This window comes from Sphingobium sp., assembly GCF_035511395.1.
GTDB lineage: Bacteria > Pseudomonadota > Alphaproteobacteria > Sphingomonadales > Sphingomonadaceae > Sphingobium.
This window is the reverse complement of the sequence record NZ_DATKFP010000026.1, coordinates 1-12,687: the sequence shown is the minus strand read 5'-3', so window position 1 is coordinate 12,687 and position 12,687 is coordinate 1. Positions and strand designations below refer to the sequence as shown.

The 12,687-nt window shown below is 64.3% G+C and carries 14 protein-coding genes and 1 pseudogene; 4 read left to right on the top strand and 11 right to left on the bottom strand.

Features of this window, described 5'->3' with window-relative positions:
• The 3 genes and pseudogenes from VMR39_RS01360 to VMR39_RS01350 form a co-directional block, all read right to left on the bottom strand.
• Positions 1-451: pseudogene (locus tag VMR39_RS01360) on the bottom strand (hypothetical protein); the annotation flags it as partial.
• 29 nt (positions 452-480) lie between these two features.
• Positions 481-789 (bottom strand): hypothetical protein, encoded by a 309-nt coding sequence (locus VMR39_RS01355; protein WP_325413601.1) that lies wholly within the window; start codon positions 787-789, stop codon positions 481-483.
• A 44-nt stretch (positions 790-833) separates the two neighbouring features.
• Entirely contained in the window at positions 834-1,829 is a 996-nt protein-coding gene (locus VMR39_RS01350; protein WP_325413599.1) for a cysteine synthase A, read from the bottom strand.
• Positions 1,830-2,034: 205 nt separating this feature from the next.
• Between VMR39_RS01350 and VMR39_RS01345 the strand changes: the two genes are divergently transcribed.
• Both VMR39_RS01345 and VMR39_RS01340 read left to right on the top strand, forming a co-directional pair.
• On the top strand, positions 2,035-3,000 hold the full coding sequence (locus VMR39_RS01345; protein WP_325413597.1) for a cell wall hydrolase: 966 nt from the start codon (positions 2,035-2,037) through the stop codon (positions 2,998-3,000).
• 357 nt (positions 3,001-3,357) lie between these two features.
• Positions 3,358-3,486, top strand: a complete 129-nt coding sequence (locus VMR39_RS01340) for an entericidin A/B family lipoprotein (RefSeq protein WP_325413595.1) — start codon at positions 3,358-3,360, stop codon at positions 3,484-3,486.
• 321 nt (positions 3,487-3,807) lie between these two features.
• Here VMR39_RS01340 and tatC read toward each other — a convergent pair whose 3' ends face one another.
• The 8 genes from tatC to glmU all read right to left on the bottom strand — a co-directional run bounded on the left by tatC (position 3,808) and on the right by glmU (position 10,961).
• A complete protein-coding gene (tatC, locus tag VMR39_RS01335) occupies positions 3,808-4,587 on the bottom strand; it encodes a twin-arginine translocase subunit TatC (protein ID WP_325413593.1) in 780 nt (259 codons plus the stop codon).
• Entirely contained in the window at positions 4,584-5,078 is a 495-nt protein-coding gene (gene tatB, locus VMR39_RS01330) for a Sec-independent protein translocase protein TatB (protein WP_325413591.1), read from the bottom strand. Before tatB ends, tatC begins: the two co-directional genes overlap by 4 nt.
• A gap of 27 nt (positions 5,079-5,105) precedes the next feature.
• The gene (locus VMR39_RS01325) at positions 5,106-5,357 is read right to left on the bottom strand and encodes a twin-arginine translocase TatA/TatE family subunit (protein WP_325413589.1); all 252 of its coding nucleotides are present in this window, start codon (positions 5,355-5,357) and stop codon (positions 5,106-5,108) included.
• Between the two features lie 28 nt (positions 5,358-5,385).
• Positions 5,386-5,979, bottom strand: a complete 594-nt coding sequence (gene scpB, locus VMR39_RS01320; protein ID WP_325413587.1) for an SMC-Scp complex subunit ScpB — start codon at positions 5,977-5,979, stop codon at positions 5,386-5,388.
• The gene (locus VMR39_RS01315) at positions 5,976-6,707 is read right to left on the bottom strand and encodes a ScpA family protein (RefSeq protein ID WP_325413605.1); all 732 of its coding nucleotides are present in this window, start codon (positions 6,705-6,707) and stop codon (positions 5,976-5,978) included. Before VMR39_RS01315 ends, scpB begins: the two co-directional genes overlap by 4 nt.
• Positions 6,708-6,786: 79 nt before the next feature.
• Complete coding sequence (gene glmS, locus VMR39_RS01310) at positions 6,787-8,610, bottom strand: glutamine--fructose-6-phosphate transaminase (isomerizing) (protein WP_325413585.1); 1,824 nt, start codon at positions 8,608-8,610, stop codon at positions 6,787-6,789.
• A 114-nt stretch (positions 8,611-8,724) separates the two neighbouring features.
• Positions 8,725-9,561 (bottom strand): metallophosphoesterase, encoded by an 837-nt coding sequence (locus VMR39_RS01305; protein WP_414712434.1) that lies wholly within the window; start codon positions 9,559-9,561, stop codon positions 8,725-8,727.
• A gap of 107 nt (positions 9,562-9,668) precedes the next feature.
• Positions 9,669-10,961: a bifunctional UDP-N-acetylglucosamine diphosphorylase/glucosamine-1-phosphate N-acetyltransferase GlmU gene (glmU, locus tag VMR39_RS01300; protein ID WP_325413583.1), complete on the bottom strand. Its 1,293-nt coding sequence runs from the start codon at positions 10,959-10,961 to the stop codon at positions 9,669-9,671.
• Positions 10,962-11,125: 164 nt separating this feature from the next.
• Here glmU and VMR39_RS01295 point away from each other — a divergent pair, with 164 nt between their 5' ends.
• Together VMR39_RS01295 and VMR39_RS01290 are read left to right on the top strand one after the other, a co-directional pair.
• Positions 11,126-11,794, top strand: a complete 669-nt coding sequence (locus tag VMR39_RS01295; protein WP_325413602.1) for an HAD family hydrolase — start codon at positions 11,126-11,128, stop codon at positions 11,792-11,794.
• Positions 11,791-12,552, top strand: a complete 762-nt coding sequence (locus tag VMR39_RS01290) for an enoyl-CoA hydratase/isomerase family protein (protein WP_325413581.1) — start codon at positions 11,791-11,793, stop codon at positions 12,550-12,552. Before VMR39_RS01295 ends, VMR39_RS01290 begins: the two co-directional genes overlap by 4 nt.
• The last annotated feature ends 135 nt before the right edge of the window (positions 12,553-12,687 follow it).

Genomic DNA, 12,687 nt, shown 5'->3' with positions numbered 1-12,687 from the left:
GCTCGCGATCGGATTCCAGGCAGAAGGTGAACAGACGCTCGTGCTCCTTGTCGAAGGCGGCCCCCAGCGTTTCCAGGCCGGCGGCCTCGAACCCATCCAGGACCAGCGGCAGCGAGACCTCGAAGGCCTGGCCGGAATAGCGCACGCCCGCCTCAAAACTGATCTCCTGCTCGGCTTCGGGAACGCCCTCCGCCAGCATGTCCGGCATTCGCCTCGCCGCCAGCGCGCAGAAGATCAACACTGGCCCAGCCAAACCCAGCGCCGCCCAGGCAAGCACCGCCCAGCCACGTCGCGCGAGCAGCAGCCCGACGATCGCAGCCATTGCCAGGGCGACGACACCCCAATCCCATGGATCGACCTGCCCGGTTCTCCACGCGCGCACCAACCCAACCAGCAGCACCACCAGCATAGGTAGCCAGAACCAGAGGAATCGCTTCAGCGCCGCCGTCATGGCGTCCGTCCCCTGCCCTCCGTCACGGATCAGCGCGGCTGCGGCTGCGCGGGATCGCGGTCCATGGGCTTGTTGAGATTGGGATCGGGTTGAAGATCGGGAACGATCGGCGCCTGTTCGGGCGCCGGCTGGACGCCCAGCTCCGCCAGCGGCTCCTTGGGCGAGACGGCGTTCGTGGTGAGCGTGGGGACGGTCGGCGGCGGCAGGGCGGCGTCGTCGACGCGCGCCTTTTCGATCACGATATTCGCCAGACCCACGAGCAGCACCACGCCTGCCAGACCGGTCAGACCGATCTGGACGCGCTGCAACCCTTCCTGACGTCGGGGCGTCTCAGCCATGCTCGCGCTCTTGTTCTCGTCTTCGCCGCGACCCGTGTCGGCGTTCATGCAGTCTGCGCGAGCCAGGGGAACACCGTCAAGCCCTTCGATTCGAGCCATTGGCGGTTGTAAAGGGTCGAAAGGTAGCGGAATCCGGTGTCGCACAGGATGGTCGCGACCCGCTTGCCAGGCCCCAATTGCTTCGCCAGCGCCACAGCGCCCGCGACATTGATGCCCGACGACAGGCCAAGGCACAGCCCTTCTTCGGCCAGCAGGCGACGCACCCAATGCAGCCCTTCCTCATCGGAAATGCGGAACTGGGTGTCGATCGGCGCGCCCTCCAGATTGGCGGTAATCCGCCCCTGACCGATGCCCTCGGCGACCGAACTGCCTTCGGCCTTCAATTCGCCATGGGCATAATAGTTGAACAGCGCCGCGCCGTGCGGGTCGCTCAGCGCAATGGTGATGTTCTCATCCTTGGCCTTGAGGCCCAGGCCTACGCCCGCGATCGTGCCGCCGGTGCCCGCCGCGCAGGTGAAGCCGTCGATCCGCCCTTCCATCTGCGTCCAGATTTCTTCGGCCGTGCCGACGATATGCGCCTTGCGGTTGGCGATATTGTCGAACTGGTTGGCCCAGACCGCATTTTCCGTCTCTTCGGCGATCCGCCGCGACGTATGGACAAAATGGCCGGGGTTGGAATAGGGCGCCGCCGGCACCGTCACCAGTTCCGCGCCGAGCGCGCGCAGCGTATCCATCTTTTCCCGACTCTGCGTCTCTGGCATGACGATGATCGACTTGTAGCCCTTCGCATTGGCGACCAGCGCCAGACCGATGCCGGTATTGCCCGCCGTCCCCTCGACGATCGTGCCGCCGGGTTTCAGCAGCCCCTTTTCCTCGGCGTCGTTGACGATGAACAGCGCGGCGCGATCCTTCACGGACGCGCCGGGATTTGCAAATTCGCACTTGGCGTAAATGTCGCAGCCGGTTTCTTCGGAAGGACCGGCGAGGCGCACGAGCGGCGTATTGCCGATCAACGCGAGACTGTTGGATTGGAGCAGCATGGCGCCACGCATAGCGGAGCCTGCGCGGATTTGCCAAGCAAGGGATTGATGCAGACGGTCAAGGGCGGGTTTCCGGGTACGTTAACGCCTGGCCCGACAAGCGTCCCACCCCGGCACAACCGGCAAAAGAGCAGCGAAGTGGAAAGGATTCTCGCGTAAGGGCGATGCCGGGCGACAGGGTGTCGCAGCTTTTCGGGGCGTTGGCATGCGGCAATGGCTGCGGATTGATGGGTGGAAGGCCAAAGGCGGCATCGCTTTTCTGGCGCTGGCCGCGCTCGTCGCGCCGCGCCTGATCACCGCCGCGCCGCTCGACCTGCTGGATGCTGCGCCGGCGCAGATCGACCCGTCGGAGCAAGCGGGCGACAATTTCCCCGGCTCTGCCTTCTTCTATGCCGAAGGCGCCTTCGATCCGGTGCCCGGCGTCGAAACGGTGCAGAGCCAACATGTGCTGGGGCTGGATGCAGTGAAGGCGGCACCCGCCGCGATCTTTCGCGGCATTACCGCGCTCGACAGCTATCGCGCGCTCAACTGCCTGACCAACGCCGTCTACTATGAAGCCGGCAGCGAACCGGAGGACGGGCAACGCGCGGTCGCCCAAGTGGTGCTCAACCGGGTACGCAGCCAGTTGTGGCCGGACACGGTCTGCGGCGTCGTCTATGAAGGGTCGGAGCGGCCAGACTATAAATGCCAGTTCACCTTCAGTTGCGACGGCGCCATGGCGCGGATGCCCAACGCCGCTGCGTGGGCGCGGGCGCGGCGGATCGCGCAGGAGGCGCTGGCCGGACAGGTCTATGTCCCGGTTGGCCTCGCCACCCATTATCATACGCTGGCAGTGCGGCCGGAATGGTCGTCCACGCTTCAGCCCGTCGCTGTGGTCGGCGCGCACATCTTCTATCGCAATCCCGGTTTCAACGGGACGGCCGCGGCCTTCACCAGCCTTTATCACGGGCGGGAACTGATCTCCGGCCCGGCCCGCCGCGTCTGGCCCGACCAGCCGGTGACGTCGCCCGGTTTTTCGGCGATGCCCAGCCCGGCTGCCGCGCCTGCGCCCGCCGTCGTGCCGGCGCTCGGCTGGACATCTCCCGCCACCCGCACGACGCCCGAAGATGACGACCTGCCGGAGTCCACGATCCGCCCGGAATATCGAAACAGCGGCCGCCCCCTCAGCTGACGCCTTTTTTTTCGTAATCGAGGGAAGTTTTTTGGTTAACGGCACGTTGACCAACGAACCCGTTGGAAAGTCCGATGAATAAAAATCGCACTTTCTCGCTTCAAAGCGGAACCCTATCCGACCGTTGGGGGTTCTACATATCGGATAGCAAATCTTTTGCCCCCCGCTCTTGCTATCCACAAAATATGAGCCCGGAACGTTTCTCCCCCCGACGCGTTCCGGGCTCAGACTTTATCCGGGCATATCCGACTGAAATCATTACTCTTTCCGCTAACGGAACGGAATCCCACGGCATTGGTTTTTTCTCCGTAACCGCGACGGCGCTACGCGGCGGTACGAAGTTCGAGGAGATGTTCGATGGCGAAGAAAATTCTGACCGCATTATTGCTCACCGGTTCGCTGATGGTTGCCGCATGCAACACGGTGGAAGGCGCGGGACGTGACGTGCAGAGCGCCGGTGAGGCCGTGGAGCGGTCTGCAAATTAAGCGCGACCACTCCGTTTGATATTCCACTCCCTGGCATGGCCCGCCTTCAACAGGCGGGCCCTTTTTTAGATAGCCTGCAACCGTCAGGCCTGCTGAATCGCACAGGCGATCATACCGCCCGCGTCGGCCATACCGTCCGCGTCGGCGGGCTCCAGCGATCGCAGCTCGTTGATCGAAGCTCGTTGAATGCGGCCCGTCTGTCGCCGCCAGTCTATGTTCCTGCTCTACCCATCGAAGTCGAGCGCAACCCGGAACACCTCTCCATCAAACGGCGCACCACTTGGATCAGCCATCCGGATCCGCAACATCACCCGATGCGGATCAGGCCGACGCCTCCTCCGACGCTTCTTCCTTCCCCTGCTTCCGGTCTGTGAACCAGATGGCGATGATCGTGATCTCGTAGAGCAGCAGCAACGGAATCGCGAGCATCAGCTGCGACACCACATCGGGCGGGGTCAGTACGGCCGCCAGAATGAAGGCGGCGACGATCATGTAGCGGCGGAGCGAAATCAGCTGCGCACGGCTCACGAAACCTGCCCGGTTCAACAGCATCAGCAGCACGGGCATAAGGAAGCTGATGCCGAAGGCCAGGATGAACTGCATGACGAGGCCCAGATAACTGTCCGCGCTGGGCAGCGCCTCGACCGACAGGCCGCTGCTATTTCCCTGAAACTCCAGGAAAAAGTGGAAGGCAGTCGGCATCACCACGAAATAGGCGAGGCTGGCGCCCATCGCGAAGAGAAAGGGCGTTGCCACGATGAAGGGCAGCAGCGCCTTCTTTTCCTTGGCGTAGAGGCCCGGCGCGACGAAGGCCCAAAGCTGGTTCGCAATGATCGGAAAGGACAGGCAGAAGGCGCCGAACACGGCGATCTTCACCTGCACGAAAAAGGCTTCATACAGCTTGGTATAGACCAGCCGCCCGCCGCCGTCGCCAAAGGCTTCCTTGAGCGGATGGACCAGAATCGCGAAGAGCTGCTCGGAAAAATAGAAGCAGATCGCGCCGGTGATGAAAAGGGCGTAGACACATTTGAGCAGGCGGCCGCGCAACTCGATCAGATGGTCGAGCAGAGGCGCCTTGCTGTCGTCGATATCATTGATCATGCCGCAGCATCACCCTTGCGCGGTTCAACGGAGGCCCTCGCCACATAGGGCGGGCCATCGGCTGCAGACGCAGACTGCGGAGCGGACGCCGGCGCCGATTCGGCCACGAACACCGGTTTTTCCGCGGGCGCCTCGGCCACGTACGGCGGCTTGTTATCGGCAGGCTTGTCATCGACTGGCGCCGATTCGGCGACGAAGGCAGGCTTGTCCTCCACGGCCGGCGCAGGCAGCGCATCGGCAGCGGTCGCCGGCTCGGCCGGATGCTCGTCCATGATCCGCTTGTTCTGCGCGGCCCACTTCTTTTCGAGCTCTTCCAGTTCCACCTCACGCACCATGGCGTCGATGCCGGTGCGGAAATGGCGGGCCATGCCCTGCGCCTTACCCACGATCTGCCCCACCTTGTAGAGCGCGCGCGGCAAATCCTTCGGCCCGATCACGATCACCGCAATGATCACGATCACCAGAAGTTCGGACGAATCGATGCCAAACATGCGAGACTGTCAGCCTGTGCTAGAGAATCAGGCCTTGGTCTTTTCTTCCGACGCGCTCGGGGTCGCGGTCGGCGCGTCCTGTTCGGGAACGCGATGGCCCTCGATCCGGGTCGCGGGCTTGGTCGGCGCAACGTCGTCATCGTCGTCGGCCATGCCCTTCTTGAAGCTCTTGATGCCCTTGGCCACGTCACCCATCAGGCCGGAAATCCGGCCGCCACCGAACAGCAGCATGACGACCAGGAGCACGATCACCCAGTGCATCAGCGAGAAGGAACCCATTTTTCAATACTCCTAGTAGAAGGCCTATCTAGGCCTCTTCCTCGTCATTTTCCACAACGGATTGGCCGGTAAGACCCTCCAGCGCAAGATCGACCGGATCGAGCAGCCCTGCTGCCCGCAAATCCTCAATTCCCGGCAGGTCGCGGCGGCTGCTAAGCCCGAAATGTGACAGGAATTCTACGCTGGTCGCATATATGAGCGGGCGGCCGGGCACTTCGCGCCGCCCCGCCGGACGGACCCATCCCGCTTCCATCAGCACGTCGAGCGTGCCCTTGGCCACTTGGACGCCGCGGATCGCCTCGATCTCAGCCCGGCTGACCGGCTCATGATAAGCGATGATCGCCAGCGTCTCCATTGCGGCGCGAGACAGTTTGCGCTGCTCGTCCTTTTCCCGCCGCAGGATATGGGCCAGGTCCGGCGCGGTCTGGAAATGCCAGCGCCCGCCCCGCTCGACCAGATTGACGCCGCGCCCGGCATAATCATCGGCCAGCGCACGCAGAATCGTATCTAGATCGCCAGCGTCGCCGACATGTAGCTTCAGTTCGGCAATCGTCATCGGCGCTTCCGACACGAACAGGGCGGCCTCGACCGCGCGAAGAAGATCGTCAGGTTCCGATGTCATATCTGGTTCCCGCCCGGCGCTGCTGCGCGCAGGTAGATGGGTTCGAAAATGCCGTCCTGCTGTATGTCGAGCCGCCCCTGCCGCGCCAGTTCCAGCGCCGCGACGAAGCTGCTCGCCAGCGCCGATTTCGCTTTGGGCAGGTCAAGGTCGGTGGGCAGGAACGCCTCCAGCCGGGTCCAGTCTAGCGCCGCGCCGACCAGCGATCCCACCCGCTGGATCGCCTCGTCAAGCGTCATCACCGGCCGCACCGCGATGGTATGTACCACCGGCTGGGTTCGCGCACGAATCTGGCCATAGGCCTGGATCAGGTCGTAGAGATTTGCCTTCCACTGCGCCTTCTTGACCAGCCGCAATCCTTCGGGCTTGCGGCGCGGGAAGACATCGCGGCCGATCCGGTCGCGCGCCATCAGCCGCGCAGCGGCGTCGCGCATCGCATGAAGCCGTTGCAGCCGCAATTGCAGCCGCAGCGCCAGTTCCTCGGGACTGGGATCAGGCTGTTCCTGCCGGGGCAGCAGCAGCGAGGATTTGAGATAGGCGAGCCAGGCCGCCATCACCAGATAATCAGCCGCCAGTTCCAGTTTCAGCTGACGCGCGCTGTCAATGAAGGCCAGATATTGTTCGGTCAGCGCGAGGATGGAAATTTCGCGCAGATCGACCTTCTGATTGCGCGCCAGCGTCAGCAGAAGGTCAAGCGGTCCTTCCCAATGGTCGAAGCTGACCGTCAGCATGTCCGGACGCGGCACGGCGGGGGGTGCGAAGAGATCGTCGCTCACCGCCCCCCTCCCTCTGCCCGACCGCCCGTACGCGTCACTCCACCGTCACCGACTTGGCGAGATTGCGGGGCTGATCGACGTCGGTGCCCTTGGCTACCGCAACATGATAGGCGAGCAGCTGCACCGGCACGGCGTAGACGAGCGGCGCGATCAGCGGATGGACCTGCGGCATTTCGATCGTCGCCATGCAGCCCTCGCCGGCCAACGCGATGCCTTCCGCATCGGAGATCAGCACCACCTTGCCGCCCCGCGCCTGCACCTCCTGCATGTTGCTGACGGTCTTTTCGAACAGCGGGCCGCTGGGCGCGATCACGATCACCGGCACGGTGTCGTCGATGAGGGCGATCGGGCCATGCTTCATCTCGCCCGCGGCATAGCCTTCGGCATGGATATAGCTGATTTCCTTGAGCTTCAGCGCCCCTTCCAGCGCCATCGGATAGTCCGGCCCGCGCCCCAGATAGAGAACGTCGCGCGCGGGCGCGATCAGATGCGCCATTGCCTCGATCTGGCCGTCGCGGCTGAGCGCCTCGTTCAGGGCAGCGGGCGCCTCGGACAGGTGCCAGACGATTTCGGCTTCCTCTTCCGGCGTCAGGCGGCCCTTGGCGCGCGCCAGATTGGCCGCCAGCGCCGCCAGCACGGCAAGCTGGCAGGTGAAGGCCTTGGTCGAGGCGACGCCGATTTCCGGTCCTGCATGCGTCGGCAGCAGCAGGTCCGCCTCGCGCGCCATGCTGCTGGTGGGGACGTTCACCACCACGGCGATGATCTGCCCCTCCGCCTTGGCATGGCGCAGCGCCGCCAGCGTATCGGCCGTTTCACCCGACTGGCTGATGAAGAGGGCAAGGCCGCCCTGCTCCAGTACCGGCTCGCGATAGCGAAACTCGCTCGCCACATCGATGTCGACGGGCACGCGGGCAAATTTCTCGAACCAATATTTGGCGACCAGACCGGCATAATAGCTGGTGCCGCAGGCGACGATGGTGATGCGCTTCACCCCGCCAAGATCGAAATCCATGTCGGGCATGGCGATCTGGTTTTCCATGCGACGGAGGTAAGAGCGCAGCGTCTGGGCGACGACGACCGGCTGCTCGTAAATCTCCTTCTGCATGAAGTGGCGATGATTGCCCTTGTCGATCATCGCGCCCGACACGCCGCTGATGGTCACCGGGCGTTCTACCGCATTGTTGTCCTTGTCGAAAATCTCCGCACCGTCGCGCGTGATGACAACCCAGTCGCCCTCGTCCAGATAGGCGATGCGTTGCGTCAACGGCGCAAGCGCCAAAGCGTCGGAGCCGAGATAGGTTTCCCCATCGCCATAGCCGACCACCAACGGCGAGCCGAGCCGCGCCCCGATCAGCATGTCGGGATGGCTGCGGAACGCGATGGCGAGCGCGAAGGCGCCATGCAGGCGAGGCAGCACCTGCGCCACGGCATCCTTGGGCGATGCCCCCTGCTCCACCAGTTCGCTCACCAGATGAGCGACGACCTCGGTGTCGGTCTGGCTGTCGAAGCTGCGGCCGCGCGACATGAGTTCCTCGCGCAGAGGCTTGAAATTCTCGATGATGCCATTGTGGACCAGCGCGACTTCCCTGGTCGCATGCGGGTGCGCATTGCTGGTGGTCGGCGCACCATGAGTGGCCCAGCGGGTATGAGCGATGCCGGTGGTGCCAGGCAGCGGCGCGGCGGCCAGTTCCTTCACCAGATTGGCGAGTTTGCCCTCGGCCCGGCGACGATCGATCGCTCCCCCATGGACGGTGGCGACACCCGCACTGTCATAGCCGCGATATTCGAGGCGCTTGAGGCCGTCGACCAGCCGTTCGGCCACGTCGTCCTTGCCGATGATTCCGATGATACCGCACATGCAATATGCCCCGTCGAACAGGATGAACCAGTAAGCGCCCTGTGGCGCGCTTCCAACGCCATGCCATTAATGACGCCTGCGCAACAGCGCCATGGCCCGGTGATGAAAACTATTTCATTCCGGGCGGATGGTAATCAACCAGATGTCCGGCGGAGCGAGCATCCGCGCGGGCAGGCCGCTGGTGCCGACGCCGCCGGCGACGATCATCGTTTTCCGATCGTCGCGATAGAGGCCGCAGGCATAGCGGGTGCCATATTTTGACGGAACATAGACGATGCCCCAGAAGGGGAAGGCAATCTGACCGCAATGGGTGTGCCCGACCAGCGTCAGCGATGCATCGTCGGGCAGCCGGGGAAAGACGTCCGGGCCATGCGACAGGATCACCGGTGCGCCGCCGACCCGGCGCATGGCCGCCAGCGTATCGGAAATGTCGATATGCCGAGTGTAGATATCCTTCAATCCGCCGATCGCCAGCGGCCCGCGCCGCACCGCGCCATCCTGCAACAGGGTGATGCCGATCCGATCGAAAGCCGCCTGCCAGCCCGGCCCGCTCAGCGCACGCTGGTTCTTCTTGCTGCGACTGTCATGATTGCCCAGCACCGCCACCACGCCCAAAGGCGCGTGCAGGCCGGCAAAGGACGCGATGCTCTGTTCCGCGTCGTAGATCGCCCCGCCCTTATCATCGCCAATATAGTCGCCGCCCAGCAGGATCAGGTCGGGCTTCAGGCCGTTGATCTGCGCCACGATCCGCTGCATCCGCTCCGGGCTGTTGTCCGGGCCGGACAGGTGCGTGTCGGTCAGCAGCGCGACGGTCAGCGGTTCGTGCGGCGAATCGATGGGAAATGGCATCATGATTTCCGCCTCGCGCACGATCGGCATGGCGCGCGCGTTAAGCAGCAACCAGCCCAGCAACCCCGCGAACAACAGAAGCAGGACAAGCACGCCCCACAGGAATTTGCGCCAGAGTGTCCCGGCGCGCGCGCGCCTGCCGGTGTGCGACGGCGGGGTGGAGTGGCCGCCCCTGGACCATTGTTTCCCCAGGAACGCCGAAATCGCCATCATTTGGCTGCCTTCTTCGCCTTCATCCGTTCGCGGAAGGCGGACGCCCATCCGACCTTGCCGACCTGTTCGGGCCGCACCAGGCAGAGCGAATCAGCCTCCACGGGCCGCGTCACCACGCTGCCCGCCGCGACGATGGCGCCATCGCCGATCTGCGCAGGCGCCACCAGCGCGCTGTTGGAGCCGATGAAAGCGCCGGCGCCGATTTCGGTCTTATATTTGAAGAAGCCGTCATAGTTGCAGGTGATGGTGCCTGCGCCGATATTGGCCCCCGCTCCCACGCTGGCGTCGCCTATATAGGACAAGTGGTTGGCCTTGGCGCCCTCGCCCAGCGTCGCCTTCTTGATCTCGACGAAATTACCGACCCTGGCGCGGGCACCGATCTCGGCGCCCGGACGCAGCCGCGCATAGGGGCCAATGTCCGCTCCGCTTGCGACGTTCGCGCCCTCCAGATGGGAAAAGGCGTGGATCGTCACATCGTCCGCCACGGTGACGCCGGGACCGAAGACAACGTTCGGCTCCACCACCACGTCACGACCCAGCACCGTGTCATGGGCGAAGAAGACCGTCTCCGGCGCGACCAGCGTCACGCCCTCGCGCATCGCCTCGATCCGACGGCGCGTCTGCCACATCGCCTCCACGCCCGCCAGTTCGATCCGGCTGTTGACGCCGGCTACTTCCCAGGCTTCGGTTTCGATCACCGCGCTTTGACCGTCAGGCAGCATCACGATATCGGGCAGATAATATTCGCCGGCGGCATTGTTGTTGCCGATCTGGTCGAGCAGCACGAACAGGTCTGTCGAGCGCACCGCCATCAGCCCGCTGTTGCAGAGCGTGACCGCGCGCTCCGCCTCGCTGGCGTCCTTATACTCGACCATCTTCTCGATGATGCCCTGCCCGTCGGCAATGATCCGGCCATAGGCGGCGGCATCGGCAGGGCGGAAGCCCAACACCACCGCGCGCGGTTCGTCGCCCCGGCTCAACCGGTCGAGCATCGCCCGCATCGTCGCCGCGCTCACCAGCGGCACGTCGCCATAAAGGATCAGCACATCGCCCGCAAAACCCGCCAGCGCATCATGCGCTTGCGCGACGGCGTGGCCGGTACCCATCTGCTGGTCCTGCACCGCGATCACCGCGCCGGTGCCGGCGACCGCCTTTTCCACCTGCTCGCGCCCGGCGCCGACGACCACGACCTGCCGCTCGGGCGCCAGTTCGGACACGCTCGCCAGCAGGTGCAGCAGCATCGGCCGCCCGGCGATCGGATGAAGCACCTTGTGCAGTGCGGATTTCATGCGAGTCCCCTGCCCGGCGGCAAGGATGATGACAGCGAGGGGGCGGTTGGCGGTCACTTTCGACGGATCCCTGGCAAGAAGCGGTGAACAGACACACCCTCTGCCATGTTTGACTTGCCATGGCCACCATGGGCGCGGCATGGCGCAGCATGGCAGCGAGAAATCTGGACCCCATTCCCTTCGATATCGTCGGCTTCGACCTGGACGGCACCTTGATCGATACCAGCGGCGATCTGGCCGCTGCGGTCAACTATGCCATCGGCACGATCGGCCGTCCGCCTTTCCCCGTCGCGGCAATCCATCCCTTCGTCGGCAAGGGCGCGAAGATCATGCTTCAGCGCGCACTGGATGCATCCGGCGGCTATGACGAGCCGGTACTGGCGCAACTCCTCCCGATCCTACTCGATTATTATGAGCAGAATCTCGCCATCCACTCCGTTCCCTATCCTGGCCTGATAGCGGCCATGGACCAGCTTGCCGCGCGCGGCGTGAAGCTCGCCATCTGCACCAACAAGGCGGAGCGCTTCACCATTCCCCTGATGCACCAGATCGGCCTGTCAGACCGCTTCGCCAGCATCATTGGCGGCGACACGGTGGGCGTGTCCAAGCCCGACCCCGCGCCGCTCCACGCTATGATCGAACGCGCAGGCGGCGGACGCACCATCTTCGTGGGCGACACGATCAACGACATTGCCGGCGCGCGCAATGCGGGCATCGCCAATGTCGCCGTCAGCTTCGGCTTCCTCGACGGTCCGGTTGAAAATCTGGAAGCGGACGCGGTGATCCATCATTTCGACGAACTGGTGCCGCTACTGGAACGCTGGCCGACATGAGCTTGCGGCTGGAACATGACGGCACGGTCGCCCGGCTGCTGATCGACCGGCCGGACCGCCGCAACGCCATGACCCAGGCCATGTGGGAGCAACTGCCCCGGCTGCTCGACGAAGCGATGGCCGACGTCAGCGTCCGCGTCCTGATCCTCGCTTCCGCCACTCCTGGCCTGTTCTGCGCCGGTGCCGACATCAACGAATTTGCTGCCTGTTCGGGTGCGGAAGATTGGCGCATCGCCAATCAGGCCGCGATCCGCGCCAGCCAATATGCACTGGCCCACGCCGAAAAGCCGGTTATCGCTGCGATAGACGGCGATTGCGTTGGCGGCGGGTGCGGCCTGGCCATTGCTTGCGACCTGCGCATTGCTGCGCCCGCCGCGCGGCTCGGCATCACGCCTGCAAAGCTCGGCATCGTCTATTCGCTGTTCGACACAAAATTGCTGGTCGATCTGGTCGGGCCGGCGCGGGCCAGGCGCATCCTCTTCACCGGCGCGCTGCATGATGCGGGTGAGGCACTGGCAATCGGCCTCGTCGACGAGATCGCTGCCGATCCGCTTGCTGCCGCCGATGCTCTCGCCCGCACCATCGCCGACAATGCCCAGCATAGCGTCCGATCGTCAAAGGCGATCATCCGGCGCATTCTCGACGGACAGGCGGACGACGATCTGACCACGCTGGCCCTTTTCCGCGATGCCTTCACCCTGCCAGACTTTGCTGAAGGCGTCGCGGCGTTCCGGAAAAAGCGCCCACCGGACTTCTGATGCCGCTGCGCTGGTCGATCGACCAATAAAACCCTTTGTTAAGCATCAGCCTCTAGCCTGGCCGACACGGATCGGCGAACGGCCGCCCTCTTCCATTAATCATAACGCCAAGGAAACGACCCCAGCGTGGGTGAG

What these genes read in the sequence shown, in the direction of transcription:
- VMR39_RS01355 (WP_325413601.1), bottom strand. Translation starts at nt 789, where the DNA reads ATGGCTGAGACGCCCCGACGTCAGGAAGGGTTGCAGCGCGTCCAGATC.
- VMR39_RS01350 (WP_325413599.1), bottom strand. Translation starts at nt 1,829, where the DNA reads ATGCTGCTCCAATCCAACAGTCTCGCGTTGATCGGCAATACGCCGCTC.
- VMR39_RS01345 (WP_325413597.1), top strand. Translation starts at nt 2,035, where the DNA reads ATGCGGCAATGGCTGCGGATTGATGGGTGGAAGGCCAAAGGCGGCATC.
- VMR39_RS01340 (WP_325413595.1), top strand. Translation starts at nt 3,358, where the DNA reads ATGGCGAAGAAAATTCTGACCGCATTATTGCTCACCGGTTCGCTGATG.
- tatC (WP_325413593.1), bottom strand. Translation starts at nt 4,587, where the DNA reads ATGATCAATGATATCGACGACAGCAAGGCGCCTCTGCTCGACCATCTG.
- tatB (WP_325413591.1), bottom strand. Translation starts at nt 5,078, where the DNA reads ATGTTTGGCATCGATTCGTCCGAACTTCTGGTGATCGTGATCATTGCG.
- VMR39_RS01325 (WP_325413589.1), bottom strand. Translation starts at nt 5,357, where the DNA reads ATGGGTTCCTTCTCGCTGATGCACTGGGTGATCGTGCTCCTGGTCGTC.
- scpB (WP_325413587.1), bottom strand. Translation starts at nt 5,979, where the DNA reads ATGACATCGGAACCTGACGATCTTCTTCGCGCGGTCGAGGCCGCCCTG.
- VMR39_RS01315 (WP_325413605.1), bottom strand. Translation starts at nt 6,707, where the DNA reads ATGCTGACGGTCAGCTTCGACCATTGGGAAGGACCGCTTGACCTTCTG.
- glmS (WP_325413585.1), bottom strand. Translation starts at nt 8,610, where the DNA reads ATGTGCGGTATCATCGGAATCATCGGCAAGGACGACGTGGCCGAACGG.
- glmU (WP_325413583.1), bottom strand. Translation starts at nt 10,961, where the DNA reads ATGAAATCCGCACTGCACAAGGTGCTTCATCCGATCGCCGGGCGGCCG.
- VMR39_RS01290 (WP_325413581.1), top strand. Translation starts at nt 11,791, where the DNA reads ATGAGCTTGCGGCTGGAACATGACGGCACGGTCGCCCGGCTGCTGATC.